General features: G+C 70.2%; 20 protein-coding genes. 8 read left to right on the top strand and 12 right to left on the bottom strand.

Features of this window, described 5'->3' with window-relative positions; all coding sequences use genetic code 11:
* Positions 1-130: 130 nt before the first annotated feature.
* On the top strand, positions 131-1,249 hold the full coding sequence (locus tag D7147_RS09345) for a phosphatidylinositol-specific phospholipase C1-like protein (RefSeq protein WP_199716602.1): 1,119 nt from the start codon (positions 131-133) through the stop codon (positions 1,247-1,249).
* A 64-nt stretch (positions 1,250-1,313) separates the two neighbouring features.
* On the opposite strand, the gene D7147_RS09340 is transcribed toward D7147_RS09345, so the two are convergent.
* The 6 genes from D7147_RS09340 to D7147_RS09315 all read right to left on the bottom strand — a co-directional run bounded on the left by D7147_RS09340 (position 1,314) and on the right by D7147_RS09315 (position 6,600).
* Positions 1,314-2,054 (bottom strand): hypothetical protein, encoded by a 741-nt coding sequence (locus D7147_RS09340; protein WP_120675770.1) that lies wholly within the window; start codon positions 2,052-2,054, stop codon positions 1,314-1,316.
* Positions 2,055-2,278: 224 nt separating this feature from the next.
* Positions 2,279-3,517: a DUF1501 domain-containing protein gene (locus D7147_RS09335; protein WP_120675768.1), complete on the bottom strand. Its 1,239-nt coding sequence runs from the start codon at positions 3,515-3,517 to the stop codon at positions 2,279-2,281.
* A gap of 13 nt (positions 3,518-3,530) precedes the next feature.
* Complete coding sequence (locus D7147_RS09330) at positions 3,531-4,832, bottom strand: DUF1800 domain-containing protein (protein WP_120675767.1); 1,302 nt, start codon at positions 4,830-4,832, stop codon at positions 3,531-3,533.
* 97 nt (positions 4,833-4,929) lie between these two features.
* Entirely contained in the window at positions 4,930-5,694 is a 765-nt protein-coding gene (locus D7147_RS09325) for a hypothetical protein (protein ID WP_120675765.1), read from the bottom strand.
* A 95-nt stretch (positions 5,695-5,789) separates the two neighbouring features.
* Positions 5,790-6,086, bottom strand: coding sequence for a LysR family transcriptional regulator (locus tag D7147_RS33365; RefSeq protein WP_120675763.1), 297 nt, complete (start codon positions 6,084-6,086; stop codon positions 5,790-5,792).
* Position 6,087: 1 nt separating this feature from the next.
* Positions 6,088-6,600, bottom strand: a complete 513-nt coding sequence (locus tag D7147_RS09315; RefSeq protein WP_120675761.1) for a CGNR zinc finger domain-containing protein — start codon at positions 6,598-6,600, stop codon at positions 6,088-6,090.
* 109 nt (positions 6,601-6,709) lie between these two features.
* On the opposite strand from D7147_RS09315, the gene D7147_RS09310 reads away from it, so the two are divergent.
* Together D7147_RS09310 and D7147_RS09305 are read left to right on the top strand one after the other, a co-directional pair.
* Positions 6,710-7,387, top strand: coding sequence for a type 1 glutamine amidotransferase domain-containing protein (locus D7147_RS09310; protein ID WP_120675759.1), 678 nt, complete (start codon positions 6,710-6,712; stop codon positions 7,385-7,387).
* A gap of 175 nt (positions 7,388-7,562) precedes the next feature.
* Positions 7,563-8,831: an Nramp family divalent metal transporter gene (locus tag D7147_RS09305; protein WP_120675757.1), complete on the top strand. Its 1,269-nt coding sequence runs from the start codon at positions 7,563-7,565 to the stop codon at positions 8,829-8,831.
* 131 nt (positions 8,832-8,962) lie between these two features.
* Here the strand turns inward: D7147_RS09305 and D7147_RS09300 are convergent, their stop codons facing one another.
* Entirely contained in the window at positions 8,963-10,288 is a 1,326-nt protein-coding gene (locus D7147_RS09300) for a radical SAM protein (RefSeq protein WP_120675755.1), read from the bottom strand.
* 145 nt (positions 10,289-10,433) lie between these two features.
* Complete coding sequence (sodN, locus tag D7147_RS09295; RefSeq protein ID WP_120675753.1) at positions 10,434-10,838, bottom strand: superoxide dismutase, Ni; 405 nt, start codon at positions 10,836-10,838, stop codon at positions 10,434-10,436.
* A 224-nt stretch (positions 10,839-11,062) separates the two neighbouring features.
* On the opposite strand from sodN, the gene D7147_RS09290 reads away from it, so the two are divergent.
* Together D7147_RS09290 and D7147_RS09285 are read left to right on the top strand one after the other, a co-directional pair.
* Positions 11,063-11,944 (top strand): NAD(P)-dependent oxidoreductase, encoded by an 882-nt coding sequence (locus tag D7147_RS09290; protein WP_120675751.1) that lies wholly within the window; start codon positions 11,063-11,065, stop codon positions 11,942-11,944.
* Positions 11,945-12,038: 94 nt separating this feature from the next.
* Positions 12,039-12,920 carry a ribokinase gene (locus D7147_RS09285; protein WP_120675749.1) on the top strand — a complete coding sequence of 294 codons (882 nt, stop codon included), beginning with the start codon at positions 12,039-12,041 and terminating at the stop codon, positions 12,918-12,920.
* 147 nt (positions 12,921-13,067) lie between these two features.
* On the opposite strand, the gene D7147_RS09280 is transcribed toward D7147_RS09285, so the two are convergent.
* On the bottom strand, positions 13,068-13,325 hold the full coding sequence (locus D7147_RS09280; RefSeq protein ID WP_199734135.1) for a transcriptional regulator: 258 nt from the start codon (positions 13,323-13,325) through the stop codon (positions 13,068-13,070).
* 26 nt (positions 13,326-13,351) lie between these two features.
* Entirely contained in the window at positions 13,352-13,816 is a 465-nt protein-coding gene (locus D7147_RS09275; RefSeq protein ID WP_120675745.1) for a hypothetical protein, read from the bottom strand.
* 90 nt (positions 13,817-13,906) lie between these two features.
* Between D7147_RS09275 and D7147_RS09270 the strand changes: the two genes are divergently transcribed.
* On the top strand, positions 13,907-14,377 hold the full coding sequence (locus tag D7147_RS09270) for an SRPBCC family protein (protein ID WP_120675743.1): 471 nt from the start codon (positions 13,907-13,909) through the stop codon (positions 14,375-14,377).
* A gap of 107 nt (positions 14,378-14,484) precedes the next feature.
* Here the strand turns inward: D7147_RS09270 and D7147_RS09265 are convergent, their stop codons facing one another.
* Positions 14,485-15,366, bottom strand: coding sequence for a helix-turn-helix domain-containing protein (locus D7147_RS09265; RefSeq protein ID WP_120675741.1), 882 nt, complete (start codon positions 15,364-15,366; stop codon positions 14,485-14,487).
* A gap of 149 nt (positions 15,367-15,515) precedes the next feature.
* Between D7147_RS09265 and D7147_RS09260 the strand changes: the two genes are divergently transcribed.
* The gene (locus D7147_RS09260; RefSeq protein WP_120675739.1) at positions 15,516-16,469 is read left to right on the top strand and encodes an aldo/keto reductase; all 954 of its coding nucleotides are present in this window, start codon (positions 15,516-15,518) and stop codon (positions 16,467-16,469) included.
* A gap of 119 nt (positions 16,470-16,588) precedes the next feature.
* Complete coding sequence (locus tag D7147_RS09255) at positions 16,589-17,008, top strand: hypothetical protein (protein WP_120675737.1); 420 nt, start codon at positions 16,589-16,591, stop codon at positions 17,006-17,008.
* Here D7147_RS09255 and D7147_RS33675 read toward each other — a convergent pair.
* A complete protein-coding gene (locus tag D7147_RS33675; RefSeq protein ID WP_120675735.1) occupies positions 17,005-17,457 on the bottom strand; it encodes a GNAT family N-acetyltransferase in 453 nt (150 codons plus the stop codon). The two genes, D7147_RS09255 and D7147_RS33675, sit on opposite strands and share 4 nt — an antisense overlap.
* Positions 17,458-17,545 lie beyond the last annotated feature (88 nt).

Raw genomic sequence — 17,545 nt, 5'->3', positions numbered from 1 at the left:
GAGTCCCTGACACGGTCAGTTCACACCGGATTTCGAGCATGATCGCGTGAAGATCCAGTTTAGAGAACGTTCTTCCGTTGTCGGGCGACTCGGGGCGGTTGCCGCCGCTGTCGTGGCCGCCGTCGCCGCCGTGAGCGTGCTCTCGGCCGTGCTGCCGGCGCAGCAGGAGGCCCTCGCGGCAGGCGCCGCGAACGGCGACAACATCCGGATGAACCAGATCCAGTTCATGGGCGCCCACAACGCCTTCCACCGTGAGATGCAGGGCGCGGAGCTCGTGGAGTCGATCAACATCGACCCCGGCTACCCGTCCTGGGGCTGGTACTCGCACGCCTCCATCCCCGACCTGCTCGGTCGGCAGAACATGCGCGGCATCGAGCTGGACCTGCTGCCCGATCCGCAGGGAGGCCTCTACCGCAACCCGCTCGCCCGCCAGCGCGCCGGCCTGGGACCGATCGACGACCCGGCGATGGCCGCGCCGGGCATGAAGGTGCTGCACGTCGCCGACCAGGACTACAACAGCACCTGCCGTACCTTCGTCGTCTGCATGCAGCAGGTGCGGAGCTGGTCGCGCGCCAACCCGGACCACGCGCCGATCGTGCTCCAGCTGGAGCTGAAGCAGACCGACGACCGTTGGGAGAAGCTCGGCGGCGCGGTCAGCCCGGCGTGGGACGCCGCGCTGCTCGACGACGTCGACGAGGAGATCCGCTCGGTCTTCACCGAGAACGAGCTGATCACCGCTGACGACCTGCGCAAGCCCGGCCTCACGCTCGAACAGTCGGTGCTGAAGAACGGCTGGCCGACCCTCAGGTGGGCCCGCGGCAAGGTGATGTTCTTCTTCGACAACGGTGGGCCCGGCACGATCCGGGACATGTACCTCGACGGCCACCCGAGCCTCGCCGGCCGGGCCGTCTTCACCCGCGGAAACCCGGGTGACGCGGACGCCGCGATCACCATGGTCAACGACCCCCGCGGCGCGAACGCCGCGACCATCACCGACCTGGTCAAGCGCGGCTACATCGTGCGTACCCGGTCGGACGAGCCGTTGAGCACGGTGAAGAACGAGGAGTTCAGCCGGCTGGACGTCGCGCTGTCCAGCGGCGCGCAGATGGTCACCACCGACTTCCCGACGGTGGGCATGGCCGCCCGGTACGACAGCGACTTCGTCGGTGAACTTCCCGGTGGGGTCTCGGTGCGCTGTAACCCGGTCTCCGCACCCCGCAACTGCCACGACGGCAAACTCGAGCGCTGACGTCCGCACTCCCGGCCGGGCGCCGGTGGCTCGAAGCCACCGGCGCCCGGCCGACATCGTTCACTCAGGCCACCGAGCCGGTGTGGCAGAGCAGCTTGAGCTGGTCGAGGGTGAGTTCCTGGGTACGGTCGGCCGCCTTGCTGCTGATCCAGCCGTACACTCGCCGGTTCGGCAGCTCGGCCGGGGTTCCGGGGGTCACGTCGGCGCCCTCCGACCGCACGATCTTCTCGATCATCCTCGCCAGCTCGGTGGGGCCTCCGCCCCCGTAGCCGACGCTGTACCCGGCCCCCTGCGTCTCGGGCAGGAGGTGCAGGTTGCCCCGGTCGCTGCGCACCCAGACCAGGTCCGCCTCCCGGTCGATGATCAGCGCGTCGAGGCGTTCACCGGCGGCGAGCGCGAGCGGCGCGTAGGTGAGGTGCTGCCAGCTCTCGTGATCGCCGCCGACCGTGCGGTGGTGGTGCGCGGCGACCGGGAGCCAGGTCAGCGGATCGCGGTACGTCTGCCAGCAGGCGCATCCGTCGCCGGAGACGGCGGAGGGCGAGTCGGGGTCGTCACGGACGCAGGGGTGCCAGAGGTTCGGCGCATCCTTCGGACCGACGAGGGTGACGTGGAGGGCGTCGGCGTCGCAGGGGACCAGTCGTTCGAGCCACTCCGCCGCGTACCGGCTTCCGGCGGGGTCGAACCGCTGTGCGGCGTTGAGGGCGCTTCCCGGGCCGATCGGCGGTTCGATGTGCAGGACGAAGTTCCAGTAACCCCTTGCCGGGTCGTGCGTCAGGTGCAGGTCGCGCTCGTACTGGTACGTCATCGAGGACCTTCTCCTTCCTGACCGGCGCAGGCCGGAAGAGTGATCAGCACGGCACAGACAGTAGTTCGATCGGATGGGATGAGCCACCGCTGGGACCGAAGTCCCGCCGTACGATCCGACATCGCCCCGCAGTCGCCTCGCCGATCAGCCCACAGTGGAGGCAGTCCGGTGCGCCGCCCGTCCACGCCGGAAGTCGCGCCCCAAGAACGCCCGCACGGCAGCCGTCAGAGCACGCCGTCGAGGCGTCCCCGCCAGCCCGCCAGGACCTTGCCGGGGTCGGTGGCCAGCACCCGGTCGAGGATGGTCGCGTAGACGTCCCGGAAGTCGGTGGTGAACTTCAGGTCACCGTCGTCGAGGTCGGTGAGGCTCGGCGGCTCGCCGTAGAGGCCGCCGCGCACCGGCGCGCCGACGAGCAGCGCGTTCGAGGCGGTGCCGTGGTCGGTGCCGTCCGAGGCGTTGGCGCGCACCCGCCGGCCGAACTCCGAGTAGATCATCACGACGACCTTGCGGCCCGCGTCGGTGCGCGACATCCGGTCGACGAAGCGGTCCACCGCCCGGTCCAGTTGCCCGAGCAGCACCTCCTGCAGTTGCTTCTCGTCCGCGTGGGTGTCGAAGCCGCCGAGCGACACCGAGAAGACCCGGGTGGAGACACCCGCGTCGATGCACTGCGCGACGAGGTCGAGCTGGGCGTCCAGGGAGGACCGGGCACCGCCGGTCGCGGTGGCGGGGGCCGCCTCCCCCTCGCTCCCCTCCCCCGGCTCGGCCGCGTCGCGTACCCCCTTGATCATGTCGTCGACGGCGTGCAGGTCGGCGAAGCAGGCCGCGGCGCGGGCCCGGGCCGGCGAATCGTCCGGCGCGGCGGCGGCGAGCGCGGTCAGCGTCGGTTGCGTCAGCCCCCTGGCCGCCTTGCGTTCGGTCACCGGCACCGACGCGCCGGCGCTCCTCTCCCCGGCCAGCAGCGGTGGCAGCGCGGGCTCGAAGGAGACCGCGAGTCGCGGATCCCCACCGGCGTCGTCGAGCCACCGGCCCAGCCAGCCGGTGGTGCCGGGGCGATCCGGCTGGGCGGTGTGCCAGATGTCCATGGACCGGAAGTGGCTGCGGTCGGGCTTCGGATAGCCGACGCCCCGCACCACCGCGAGCTGTCCCTCGCCGAAGCGCCGGTGCAGGCCGGTCAGCGCGGGGTTGAGACCGAACCCGTCGTCGAGCCGCTTGACCTCCTCCGCCTGGTACGCCAGGTCGGGGCGCGCATCCTGGTACGCGGCGTCGGCGTACGGGATGACGGTGTTCAGGCCGTCGTTGCCGCCGTAGAGGGTGACCAGGACCAGGGTGCGGGCCTCAGGGTCGCGGTCACCGGCGGTGGCGAGCAGGTCCTCCAGGCGGTACGCGGCGGCGCCGGCCGCGAGCGCGGTCGCGCCGACCACGCCGCTGGCCACCAGGAACCGCCGTCGGGTCAGGGTGTCCACGAATGTCTCCTTCTCAGCTCACCGCGTACTCGGGACTGACCAGGCCGGTCACCAGCAGCCGGCGTGGGTCGTCCGCCAGCGGGGTCAGCGCGGCCCGGGTGCGCGCGCTCCATCTGTCGACCACGAGCAGTCGGGCCAGGGCGTCGGGACGTCCGGCGGTCGGCGCGGCGGTGAGCCGTGCCAGGACCGCCGGGGCGGCCGCACCGGCGAGCTGGTTGGCGAGGCGCAGTCGGGCCTGCAACGACGAGGTGGTCAGCCAGGCGGTGCCGGCCGGCCAGCCGCCGACGCTCGGTGGGCGCAGTGGCATCTGGTCGAGGGCGTTCAGTCCGGCCATCAGTTGCCGCCGGCCCTGCTCGGGCAGCGCGGACGGTCGCACGCCCAGCTGGCGGGCCGCGCCGACCAACCACTCCACCGGCTGTTTCACCAGTCTGTCCCGGGTCTGCGGGAAGGTCGGGGCGGTGAACAGGCGACGCAGCACGGTGACCGTGTCCGGGCCGGTGATTCCTTCCGGGGGCGGTACGTCGGCGCCGGCGTACCGGAACCAGAGGCGGCCGGCGATGAACCGTGCGGCCTCCGGGTGGCCGGCGAGCAGCCGCGCGTACGACCCGGCGTCGAAGGTTCCCCGACTGCCGAGGATCGTCTTCGGCGCCTTGTCGTGGCGTCGCGCTTCGAACCGGGCGACGGCGGTGCGCCGGTCGACGACCCAGCCGGTGAGCGCCCGCGCCCCCTCCTTCACGTCGGCCTCGGTGTAGCCACCGCCGATGCCGAGCGTGAACAGCTCCATCAGCTCCCGGGCCAGGTTCTCGTTCGGCGCCTTGCGAGTGTTCTTCTGCCCGTCCAGCCAGAGGATCAGGGCCGGGTCGCGCACCATCGCCTCCACCAGCGGGGCCAGTGGGCCCCGTCCCAGCCGGCGCAGGGTGTCGAGCTGGCGCAGCATCAGCGAGGCGGAGCGGACCTTCTGCACGCTGGTCGCCCAGTGGCCGTGCCAGAAGAAGAGCAACTTCTCGTCGGTCTGGTGCTCGGCGGCGACCATCCGGTCCAGCCACCAGTCGGTCACCGCCGTTACCTGCTCGCGTCGCTGCTGGTTGGCCTGCTGGCGTTGCTCGCGGCTCGCCCCCTTCTCCAGCTGGGCGGCCGGGTCGGGGCCGAGCGTCGGCGTCGGTGTGGCCGCCGCGCCCCGGTCGGTACCGCTCGGGGTGAGCAGCCGGTTCAGCGTGGCCGGGTAGCCGGCCCGCTCCGCGGCGTCGACCTCCTCGGCGGTGGGTCCGAAGGTCGCCCGGCGTAACAGGTGCGCGACCGCTTCCCGCTCCGTCATGTGACCCGACGCTAGACCATCTATGTTCGAGGACGGTCAAGGCGAGGTGCGGGACGGGTCTGGCCGACCGAGGCCAATCCGTGCCGCACGGCCGGTCTCAGCCACCGAGGCCGAGCTGGGGATACAGGGCGGCTGGCGCGGGGACCGCTCCTTGCGGTCGGACGACCTCGACTGCCTTTCCGAAGTCGGCGTAGCCCAGGGACGCGGCCGGCAGGCCGTCGGCCTCCGGGATCACGAAGCTGACGAGCCGGCCCTCGGCATCCAACGTGGCACGGAACGGCTGGCTACGCACGGTGTCGGGAAACGTCTCGCCCGGATTCGGCTGGAAGTTGATCCCGTTTCCGGGGCGCATTCGGGTCACGTCGAGCGTCCCGGCGACCTGGGAGCCCTCGATCCGGGCGGTGACGATCGCGTCGATGAGGCGCGCCGAGCCGCCAGGGTCGTTCTTGCCCGGTGCGAAGCTCAGGGCGAAGTCCGACGGCACGCGGGCGGGGTCGAGAGACATCCATTCCTTGCCGACGCCAGGGAGATCCGCGTTGGTCTTCATGTAGATCGCGTTCTCGATCATCCGGATCTCGATGACCTGCCCGGACGCCGAGAGCTTGGTGGCGGCGCGCCTCTTGACGTTGTCGGCGTACGACCGGATCGTCACTATTCCCCCGATATCGGTGTCGACTCGGAAGCCGGTCTCGTCGATGAACTTCGTACCCGACCGCAGCAGGTCCACGGCCTCCAACGTCGCGCCGGCGTCAACGCTCGCGTGCGGCGCGGCGGCCGGTTCGTCTCCGCCGCTCGCGCCCACCGAGCAACCCAGCAGAAGCAGCACTCCCACGGCGATCCCGCCGACCGCGCCCCGTGTCATGGCCGCATGCTAGGTGGGGTTCGCAAGCGGGATACGGGCTCGGTGTGAGCGCGGCATTGCCCGTCGTCGGCGAGCGGCGGCTCTCCGAGCAATCGTCAGCGCGGGGTTGTCGACGGTTGCGGGCACGCGGCCGGACACGGTTGACGCGCGGCGTCGCGAACGGCCTCGGCGGCGGCGAGTGCCGCGCGAGCACTGTCCAGAGTGGCGTGTCCGGTCTTCGTCAGCTCGACGTAGTGCCTACTGCGTTCGAACAGTGGAAGGCCGAGTTCGCGTTCGAGCGCCTGCACCGTACGGGAGACCGCGGACTGGGCGACGCGCAGGCGGGTGGCGGCCCGGGAGAAGCTGCGCTCCTCGGCCACCGCCACGAAGGCGTGCAGGTGGCGCAGTTCCACGTCAGGCCGCCTTCCGTCGGTTGCGGTAGGCGCGCATGGACGCCTGCGAGGAGCAGGTGGGGCTGCAGTAGAGGGCGGACGTGTTGCGGGTCTTGTCGAAGAAGCCCCGGTGACAGTTGTCGTTCTTGCACACCTTCACCCGCGTCCACGCGCCCCGGTAGGCGAGGTCGGTGACCGCGCCGAGCACCTGGGCGAAGCGGCCGAACGCGCCGTCGTGTGCCGGCACGAGCGAAGACGTCTCCGCCCCGATCACCGCGACCAGCGGATAGCGCGCCGCCACCTGCCGCAGGTGACTCTCGGCGGCCTCCACCTCGGTCGGATCCAGCGAGCAGCCGGAGTGTTCGCGCAGCAGCACGATCAGGCTGGCGCGCAGCTCGGAGGCGGCGGCGACATCCGAAGCGGCTCCGGCAGGGGTCGCCCCGGAATCGCCGAGCCACTCGTCGAGCGACCCGGAGTTCACGAACGCGAGCAGCAGGTCGCTCGCCTCGCAGACCACGGGCGGGCAGTTCTCCATGTAACGATCGTAGCGCGTACGGCTCTAACCCTGATGCCCAGAAAGCATAACAACGTGAGGTTCTAAGTTCGTAAGGTGACAACGTCAATCGGCGTAAGGAGTTGATCCCATGTCATCTGTTCTGATCGTTCTGTCCGGTGCCCGCTTCTGGACGCAGAAGGACGGCAGCCAGCGTCCCACCGGCTTCTGGGCCGAGGAGTTCATCACCCCGCACCGGATTCTCACCGAGGCCGGCGTGCAGGTCACCATCGCAACCCCGGGCGGTCGCGTGCCGGTCGCCGACGCGGTCAGCCTGACCGACGAGAGCGAGAAGACCTACCTGGCAGGCCTTCGTGACGTGCTCGGGTCGCCGCTACGGCTCGAAGACGTGGATCCGGCCGACTACGACGCCGTGCTGGTCCCCGGCGGACACGGCCCGATGCAGGATCTCGCCGTGGATCCCGACATCGCACGCATTCTGGAGGCGATGCTGCCCGACGAGAGCAAGGCCGTCGCCGCGCTCTGTCACGGGCTGGCCGCGTTCCTGCCCGCCGGGAACGAGGACGGCAGTTGGCTGTTCCGCGGCCGTCGGATGACCTCGTTCACCGACGCCGAGGAGGACCAGGTCGGGCTGGCGGCGAACGCTCCCTGGTTGCTGGAGTCCCGGCTGCGCGCCGCCGGCGCGGTGTTCGACGGCGGGCCGGCGTTCGGCTCCTACGTCGTGGTCGACGGCAACCTGATCACGGGGCAGAACCCGCAGTCGGCTGCGGCCGCGGGCGAGGCGCTGCTCAAGGCGATCACGGCGTAGCCGGCCGGTCGGGCCGCCGGGTACCCGAGGTGTGCTGTCGTCGGAGCTTGCCGGCTCCGGCGACAGCCGCCGCGTCGGTGATCCTGGCCCGCCCGGGCCGCCCGGTGGCATCAACGGGTCACTTCCCCGGGAAGGAGAACGACGCTCGTTCCCCGTCGTTCTCGGGAGGTGTCTGGTGGTCACGAACGAGGTAGCCGCGCGGCCCGCGTCGCCACTGCAGATCGCCCGCGCCCGAGGCCGGATCCGGGGCCGGTTGATCCTCCTGGGACCGGCGTTCGTGGCCGCTGTCGCCTACGTCGACCCGGGCAACTTCGCGACCAACTCCACCGCCGGCGCCCGCTACGGCTATCTGCTGGTCTGGGTGGTCGTGGTGGCGAATCTGATGGCCATGCTGGTGCAGACGCTGACCGCCAAACTGGGCTTGGCCACCGGGCGCAGCCTGCCCGAATTGTGCCGGGAGCGGCTTCCTCGTCCGGTGAACCGGCTGATGTGGGGCCAGGCGGAGCTGGTCGCGATGGCCACCGACCTCGCCGAAGTGATCGGCGGCGCGGTCGCGCTGTACCTGTTGTTCGGCATCCCGCTGCTGCCCGGCGGGTTGATCATCGGCGCCGCCGCCTTCGCGGTGCTCGCGCTGCGCTCCCGGGGCTTCCGCACCTTCGAGATCACCATCGCCGTGCTGCTCGGCGTCATCGTCCTCGTCTTCGCCGCCAGTCTGCTCGCCGCCGGCTCCGACCCCGGCTCGACGGTGGCCGGCCTGGTCCCCCGCCTGCAGGGCACCGACAGCATCCTTCTCGCCGCCGGCATCCTCGGCGCCACGGTGATGCCGCACGTCATCTACGTGCACTCCGCTCTCACCGGCAACCGCATCCCCGCCACCAACGACGCCGAACGCAAGACCCTGTTCCGCGGTCAGCGCACCGACGTGCTGCTGGCGCTGGCCGCCGCGGGAACGGTGAACCTCGCGATGCTGCTCATCGCGGCCGTCAGCTTCCACGGCACCGCCACCCCCGACACCGACAGCTTGGAGGGGGTGCACGCGGGGCTCGGCCAGACCGTCGGCACCGCGGCGGCGTTCGGCTTCGCGGTCGCCCTCCTGGTCTCCGGGCTCGCCTCCACCAGCGTCGGCACCTACGCCGGCGAGATCATCATGCAGGGTTTCCTGCGCCGCCGGATCCCCCTGCTGCTGCGCCGGCTGATCACCCTCGTTCCGGCCGTGGTCATCCTCGCCATCGGCCTGGACCCGACCCAGGCGCTGGTGCTCTCCCAGGTCGTGCTGAGCTTCGGCATCCCCTTCGCGCTGATCCCCGTGGTGGCGTTCACCCGGCGCCGCGACCTGATGGGCAACCTCGTCAACCACCCGCTCACCACCGCCGCCGCCGCAGTGATCGCCGTCCTGGTCATCGCGCTCAACACGTTCCTGCTCTGGCAGGTCGTCGGCGGCTGACCGGCGCGGGCCGGGAGCTGCCCACGTCGGCCGCGGAGCTGCCCGCAGCGGCGAGGGTATGCGCCGCGGTGCCCGGCCGGTTCAGTCCGGTCGGGCACCGCGGCGTTCGGGACGGGAATGCCCGAGCCCGCTCAGCCGTGAGTCGCGGCCTCGGAGTCAGCGGGCAGGCTGTCCATGAACGAGCTGACCGAGAAGACCGCCCGGCCGGGGCCGGCGGGGCCGTACCCGGGCGGGCTGGTCAGGCCGTTGGCCTCCATGGTCGCGCGGTAGACCTCCAGGAGACGGATGTGGTATTCGAGCGGCGCGCCCTGCGGGTTGGCCCGGCCGAGCGGGGTGGTCGGCTCCGGGCACCAGGTGGTGAAGCGCGGGGTGATCCCGCGGGACATGAAGTACTGCAGGCCCTCGGCCGTCGAGTCGATCGCCTCGTCGACGCTGGTGAAGCCGTGCGGGGCGGCCATCTCGACGCCGGCGACGAAGTTCGGGATGACGTTGCGGGAACCGAAGACCTCGGCGGAGTCGAGGATGCGCCGGTGCCACTCCTCGCGGCCGACGTACCGCTCCTTGCCGGGGCAGTAGAGCTCGAAGAGCCGCTTGTCCCACACCTCGTAGTTCGGGTGGTAGATCCGGATGCCGTAGTCGTGGAAGCGCTGCACGTCCGCCCGGGGCAGGGCCTGGGCGACGACCTTGCCGATCCACCGGCCGGGGAACCGCTCCTCGATCGCCTGTGCGTAGCGGCCGTAGAAGTCGGCCTCGGCCAGCCCGTCGACCTTCGAGGTGATGCTGCCGCCGGTGAGCGTGTAGGCGTGTGAGGTACGGGCGGTGTCGTACTTGTCGATGATGGCGAGCGCTTCGAGGACCTCGTCGACGGGCTTGACGCCGGTGTACGGGCGGCCCGCCTGCTTGTGCTGGCGCCAGTTGTGGTTGATGTCGCAGTACTGGCACTCCTCCTTGGCGCCGAAGTACTGGCAGACCCGGAACGCGGTCAGGTAGATGAGGTAGCCCCACTGGATCGTGGGTGCGACCTCCATCACCGACTTGCCGTTGCTGAGGGTGTGCCGGTAGTACTCCGGCATCGGAGGCAGGCCCACCTCGGCGATCGCCCGTCCGTCCAGGAAGAGCATGAGCCGGCCGTCGTCGTCGGGCTTGACCCGGTACGGCGAGTCGGGGTTGGTGCGGACCGACACCACCGTGCGGCGAAGGTCGTACGGTCCGCCGGTGAGCACGATCTCCTCGGGCGGCCGGCGCAGCGCGGCGGCGCCCAGTTCGGGCAGCGTGCGGTGGTCGAACGAGAAGATGAAGTACGACTTCGGCTTGACGTCGCCGTTCTCGTTGTCGGTGAGCGCCGAGTCGTCGAAGGCCAGGCCACCGCGGAGCAGGTCTTCCTTGATGACCGCTTCGCGCGGCACGTGCGGGAATCGGCCCATGAGATCTTCGATGAGATCGGTACGAGATTGCATGGGCCACTCCTGAGGGTTGTGCGAAGGGCTTCGTCGGTGGGGCGTGGTCGGTGGGGTCCTGACTGTTTGAGCCTACTTCCGCCGGAAGCCTGCGGTTTCGGGCACCCAGGGTTGCCCGGCCGGCAACCCTGGGGCTGCCGAAAAATCAGCTCTGCTTCGTCTCCCAGAAAATCTTCGAGATCTGCTCGATCTTGGCGAGGAGCTGATCCGCGACGGCCGGGTCCGCGGAGCCCTTCGCGCCGCCGGCGCCGGCCAGCTTGGTGGCCTCGTTGAACAGCGTGTGCAGCTCGGGGTACTTCTCGAAGTGCGGCGGCTTGAAGTAGTCGGTCCAGAGCACCCAGAGGTGGTGCTTGACCAGCTCGGCCCGCTGCTCCTTGATGATGAGAGCCCGGGTGCGGAACTCCGCGTCGTCGTTGGCCTGGTACTTCTCGCAGACGGCCTTGATCGACTCGGCCTCGATCCGAGCCTGAGCCGGGTCGTACACCCCGCAGGGAAGATCACAGTGTGCGCTCACGACGGTGCGTGGACGCAGAAGGCGCGCCAGTCGCATGAGGTTCCTTCCGTTGACGGTGTTGTCTCTTCGGATCATCGGCCCTGAACCGCTCCTTGATCCACATCGCGACGCTAGAGCCTGAACCTCACTTCATGTCAAGCGCGGTCGCGCAGCCGTAGGCCCCGGGGACGTCCGTCACCAATCGTGGAACCACCGGAGCATGATCCGTAGGGTTACCGCAGCCACCCGGAGCAGCACGAGAGCCAGGAGCGTGACCAGCAATGAAGATCGGATTCGTCGGGCTCGGGGCGATGGGCAGCGCGATGGCGAGCAACCTGCTCGCCGCCGGTCACCCGGTCCACGTCTGGAACCGATCGCCGGAGCCGGTGCGGGAGTTGACCGACCGCGGCGCCACCGCCGCCACCGACCTGACCGAGATCTTCGCCTGCGACGTGGTGCTGAGCGCGCTCAGCGACGACGACGCGGTGACCCGACTCCTCCTCGACGAGGACCTGCTGGCCGGCGCCCCGGCCGGCGCCGTGCACGTGAACACCGCCACCATCAGCACCGAACTGGCGGCCCGCGCCCATCGGCGCTACACGGAGCTGGGCCTGCGCTACGTGGCCGCGCCGGTGCTCGGCAACAGCGAGGTGGCCCGCGCCGGAAACCTGACTGTGCTGGTGGCCGGCGACGCCGCAGCGACCACCGTCGTACAGCCCCTCATCGACGTGATCGGCCGTCGCACGTGGACGATCGGCGACCAACCGCCGCACGCCAACCTGCTCAAGATCCAGGTCAACTACCTGATCGCCTGCTCCATCGGAGCGATGGCCGAGGCGACCACCGTCACCGAGGCCGCGAAGCTCGACCCGACGCTGCTGATCGACATCATCAGCGACCAACTGTTCACCGGCGTGGTCTACCCGACCTACGGCCGGAAGATCGCCGCCCGCGACTACGAGCCGGTCGCGTTCAAGCTGGCGCTCGGACACAAGGACATGAACCTCGCCCTCGACACCGCGCAGGCGCACGGAGTGCCGCTGCCGCTGGGCGCGGTGCTGCGCGACGCGTACATCGACGCCATGGCGCACGGACAGTCCGAGCAGCACTGGCTCGCGGTCACCGAGACCGTGCGACGTCGCGCCGGCCTCGACCACGAATGAGCGACCGGACCGCAGGACCGTCCGCCGCGCCGCAGCTGCCGGCCGGCGCGGCGCGCCGACCCACCCGGTCGAGGGCGTACCGGCGGACGCCTCGATGACCGACGAGCGTGACGCCGCCGACGGTTTCGACGTCACCTTCGTCGGCCGGGCCACCATCGACCTGACGGTCCGGGTTCCGCACCGCGCCCTCCCGGGACGCGCCGCCTTCGGCTCGCCGCCGACCGCGAGCCCCGGCGGCAAGAGCCTCAACCAGGCCATCACCGTCGCCCAGCGCGGCGGACGCGTCCGCCTGGTTGCGAACGTCGGCGCGGACCCCTGGGGTCACCAGATCCGGGCCGCCCTCACCGACGTGGGCGTCGACACCCGCCACCTCACGCTGATCCCGGCCGTGACCACCGGCGCGGCAGTCATCGAGGTAACCCCGGACGGCGAGAGCTACATCACCCTCGCCCTTTCACCCGCGACCGAGCTCACCACACCCGACGTCGAGCGCGTCACCACTCTCGACAGCCGCGTCGTCGTCCAGCTCGACCTGCCTCCCGAACCGGTGACGGCGCTCCTGCGGCGGCGGCCCGCACCGACCGTCATCGGCAACCTCGTACCCCACGCCGATCTCGAACCCACCCTGCTGCGGCACCTCGACGTCCTCGTGGTCAACCAGCACGAAGCCGCCGTCATCCTGCGTACCGTCGGCGGTGAGCCGCGCGAAGCGGCCAAGGCTCTGCAGCGCCTCGGGCCACCCACGGTCGTCGTCACCGCCGGCCCGCACGGCGCCGCCTACGCCCACCCGCACGGGTCCGCAGCGGTTCCCGCGCCCACCATGCCGGTCGTCGACACCACCGGAGCCGGCGATGCCTTCCTCGGATCCCTCGCCCTCGACCTCTCCCGGGACATCCCACTACCGGAAGCCGTCCGCACCGCTGTGCAGGTCGGCTCCCGAGCCGTCGGACGGCGCGGCGCGAACACCGCGACGTGACCTCGCCGGCGCGGGTTTCCCGCCGCCATTCCCGGTGCCCGCAACACCAAGCAGGTCAGGGGACGGCCGGGGGCTCCTGCCCGTGCCGAGCCAAGCGCCCACCGGGCGTACCTGGTCTCCGGGCCGTCGGTCGGCGGGCCGGTAGCGCTACGCGTCGCCGATCAGCGCCCGTAAGGCCGCGCAGTGATTCTGGTAAGCGGTCTGTCCGGCGCGGGTCATCCGGTAGGTGGTGCTGCCTCCGCGGCCGTAGCCGGTCTTGGTCGAGCTGACGTAGCCGGCGGCCTCCAAGGTGGACATCTGCCGCGAGAGGTCGGAGTCGCTGATCTGCAGGTGGTCCTTCAGGAACCGGAACGTCACGGTGGGCGCGTTGGCCAGGACGGCCATCGCCGCCAGACGCTTCGGCACGTGGATGACCGGATCCAGCCCGTCGATCACCGCAGGCGCGACCGGGTTCTGGCGGCGGCCCGGGCGTAGCGCCGCTCGTAAGCGCTCAGCCCGATTGTCACGAGGACGAAGGCCGTCCCGGCGGCCGCCGGGACGCCGATCAGCCACCAGACGAGCCCGACGAGCAGAGCGAGCACGGGCAGCGCGGCCAGGAACTCGCGCCAGACCTGGGCGATCTCGGTGGGTGGTGTTCCGGTGCCCGGCATCGGAAGCGCCCCGTGCCGGCGCCGCATCCAGACGACGAAGAGGATCTCGACGGCGAGCAGGGCGGCGAGCGACCCCAGGAACAGCCCGGCGCTCTCGCGCCACCAGGTGAAGGTGCCGACCATGGCAGCAGACCAGGCGCCGACGGCGGGCGCGTACCACCACGGTGTGGGCGGGTAGGTGGTGTAAGGGGCAGCGGCGCTGCGCTCGGCCGTTCTGAGCGCCCCCTCCAGGTCAATACTTTCCATCACGGAAACTTATGCGATAACTTTCCACATCCGCAAGTACGGGTTTGACCCGCAGCCGCGCCGCACCGGTCGTTCCCGTAGATTGCCCATGTGCCGCTGATCGACCTCACCACCGTCGTCCGGGCACCGGTGGAACAGGTCTTCGACCTGTCGCTGGACGTGAACGCACACACCGCTTCGATGTCCTCGGCCGGCGAGGAGGCGGTGGCCGGCATCCTGTCCGGCCGGATGTCCCGGGGAGACTCGGTCACCTGGGTCGCCCGACACTTCGGCATCCGCTGGCGGATGACGTCCAGGATCACCGCCTACGACCGTCCGCACCGGTTCGTCGACGAGCAGGTCGCCGGCCCGTTCCGCCGTTGGCGCCACGAGCACGTCTTCGTGTCGGATGCGGCGAACGGAACCACGATCATGCGGGACGTCATCGACTTCGCCGCCCCGCTCGGCGTACTCGGGTGGCTGGTCAGCAAGGTCCTGCTGCACCGGTACCTGCGTCGACTCATCGAGGACCGTAACGCCTACCTCGTACGTGCTCTCGCCGGCAACCCGGCACGGAACTGACCGAATCCCGGTCCTCACGCACTCGGAAGCGCCTGCGGACCAGTGCCCGTGTCTACGGGTCTACTTCAACCGAACCCGCACCACGGATCGGGTGCACGGCAAACCACTCAGGGCAAGTTCTCGTCGCGGTATCCATGGTTCATCGACGGAGCGGGGTCTGCTGCACGCTCTGCGCTGACAGCGATGCTGCCGAGCAGGGCGAGCGCCTGCGCCGAGGCTGTGCCGGGTTCGGCGTGGTAGATCACGAGAACCTGGTTGTCGGTCCCGGCGACAATCAGCTTCTCCCGGTGCAGGTCGAGGTCACCGACCTCAGGATGATGCAGGCGGGTCCGGCTGCCGGTGCGGCGGACGATGTCCTGCCGGACCCAGAGCCGTCTGAAGCGTTCGCTTCTGTTGGAGAGCTCACCCACGAGCGCCACCATGCGAGGGTCGGCCGCTTCAGTGCCCATGACCGCGCGCAGTTGACCCACGGCGGCAGCGGTGGCCTGCTCCCAGTCGTCGTGCAGTTCCCGGTCGTGTGGGTCGAGGAACGCGGCGGCCAGTCGGTTGATTCCCGCACGCATGTTCGGCGACAGAGCTTGCGCCAGTTGGTTCGCGGCGAGCACCGTCAGATAGCGGTCCTCGACGAACGCGGGCATCGGTAGCGCGTCGAGCAGGCGGAGCGTGCCTTCGAGGACCTTTTCGAGGCGGGCGTGCGGGCCCCGCTTGGTGCGGGCCCGGGTGAGGGCGTACAGAAATGTCGTCTCGTCCGCGTCGAGCTGCAGAACCCGGGCGAGGGCGTCGAGCACCTGGGCGGATGGGGTACGGTCGCGTCCTTGCTCCAGGCGCAGGTAGTAGTCGGTGCTAATGCCGGCGAGCATCGCGACCTCCTCGCGACGCAATCCCGGGGTGCGGCGGTATCCGGTCGTTGCGACGCCGGCGTCCTCGGGCCGCAACCGTTCGCGTCGCGCACGTAGGAACTCGCCGAGGGCGTTCGTCCGTTCCTCCATGGCCCAACAGTAGGACGGCTGCCGCACTCGGTGACTGTCCCTGATTATCCCAGGAAATCGGGGACCTGTTTGAGCAGATAAAGAGGGGCGATTCTGGATCAGTCAACCTCACATGCGGTTGTGCGGATCTCCGGAATGGGATGAACAATATGAAAAGGGTAGAGCTCGGCGGCCTCAGCGTCTCCGCAGAAGGGCTGGGCTGCATGGGGATGAGTTCCGTCTACGGCGCAGCCGACTGGGACGAATCCATCGCGACCATCCGGCGGGCTCTGGACCTCGGCGTCACGCTGATCGACACGGCCGCCGCCTACGGCATCGGTCACAACGAGGTACTCGTCGGGCGAGCGATTGCCGGCCGACGCGACGAGGTGCAACTGGCCACCAAGTTCGGCATGGACTTCACCACCGCCCGCGGCAAGGTCGTCATCAGGAACGAACCCGCCGCGATCAAAGCCGCCGCCGACGCCTCGCTGCTGAGGCTGGGCACCGACTACATCGATCTGTTCTACCTTCACCGAGTGAACCCGCAGGTACCCTTCGAGGACTCGATCGGCGCCCTCACCGAACTCGTCGAGGAGGGCAAGGTCCGCCATATCGGCCTCTCCGAAGTCACCGGAGAGCAGTTGCGCGCCGCGCACGCGGTCCACCCGATCGCGGCCGTGCAGAGCGAGTATTCGCTCTGGACACGCGATCCGGAGACGGTCGTGGCGGAGGCGGCCCGCGCGCTGGGAGTCGGTCTCGTCGCCTACTCTCCGCTGGGCCGAGGTTTCCTCACCGGCACAGTCGACCCTGCTCGACTCGCTCCGACTGACGGGCGCCGCCGCCTCGCCCGATTCACCGACGAGGCAGCCACAGCCAACCAGGCCATCGCCGACGGGGTCAGGCGGATCGCGGAGGGCAAGGGCGCCACGTCGGGTCAGGTGGCCATCGCCTGGGTCGCCTCGCGAAGCGGGACGCTGGGCATCCCGGTGGTGCCGATCCCCGGCACCAAGCGGGTGCCGTGGGTGGAACAGAACGCGGCCGCCCTGCAGGTGCAGCTGACAGCGGACGACATGGCAGCCCTCGACGAGTTGGCCGGTCAGGTCGTGGGTGCCCGCTACTAGCGCGCGCACGCACGCCCGAGGCCGTGGCCGACCACGACGGCGGCGCGTGAACCTGCCGCCCGGCAGTCGCGAAGGTCGCGGGCACGCGAGCCCTGCCGAGCGGGTCTAATATCCGCTCCATGACGATCAGCGCAGTCGATGCGACTGCTCTCCCGGGCCGTTCCGGCCGGGCCTTGGCGCGCGTGCAGTTCACCCTGGCCGCCGTCTACGTCATTGCCATCGGTGTCGCGCTCGGTCGGGCCGCCTCCTTCTCCGGTCACCTCTACCTGCCTCATCAGGGCGACGAGTTCACCGGTAGCGCTGACCTCTGGCCCGGCCTCTGGGCGCCGACGGCGCTAGTGATGATCGTCGTGATCGGCGTAGCGCCGTGGGCCGCCGCAGCGGCGTCACTCGTTGCCGGCACCCGGCTCCTGACGGCCGGGATGCGGGCCTCCGCGCACCGCCGAAGTCTCATCGTCGGCACGGTTCTCGCCGCCCTCGTTGCCGTTTCCTCGTTGACGCCGCAGGTCAAGGCGTTGCTCGGCTGGCTCCTCGACTAGTCCGGCGGTCGCTGTAGAAGCTGTCGGGACGACTCGAAGCCCAACCGTTCGTACACCGGCACTGCCTTGCGACCGGAACGGACCGTCACGCGAAGGGACCCGAGGCGAGTCGCGTGCGCCGATGCAGCGTCCACGAGCGCGGAGCCGATTCCCCGGCCTCGTTGATCCGGCATGACGAAGACGCTCTGAATGTCGGCGGAGAGCCGACTCGTCGCGCCGGGTCTCGGGACGCGCGGGACGAGCGCGACCCAGGCCATGCCGACGGCCTCCGGCCGGTGGAGTCGAGCGACGAACGCCAGGTGCGAATCCTGGTGGGTGGCCCACCACTGCGCCAGCTCCGCTGCGAATGCGGCGACGGACAGCTGTGGTGGCTCCTCGGAGTGGGTGTCCAACCACAGCAGCCGGGCCAAGTCTGCGACGTCGTCCGCATTCGCCTGGCTTATTTCCACGAGGCGAGTCTGGCACGGTCACGGGATGGCGCATCAACCGGCGACACCTGCGCCCCCACGACGAGCAGGGCCCTCCTTCGCCGACGGT

The sequence above is a fragment of the Micromonospora musae genome, assembly GCF_003626545.1.
Taxonomy (GTDB): domain Bacteria; phylum Actinomycetota; class Actinomycetes; order Mycobacteriales; family Micromonosporaceae; genus Micromonospora; species Micromonospora musae.
The sequence above is the reverse complement of the archived record's forward strand: the minus strand, read 5'-3'. Positions and strand labels throughout refer to the sequence as shown.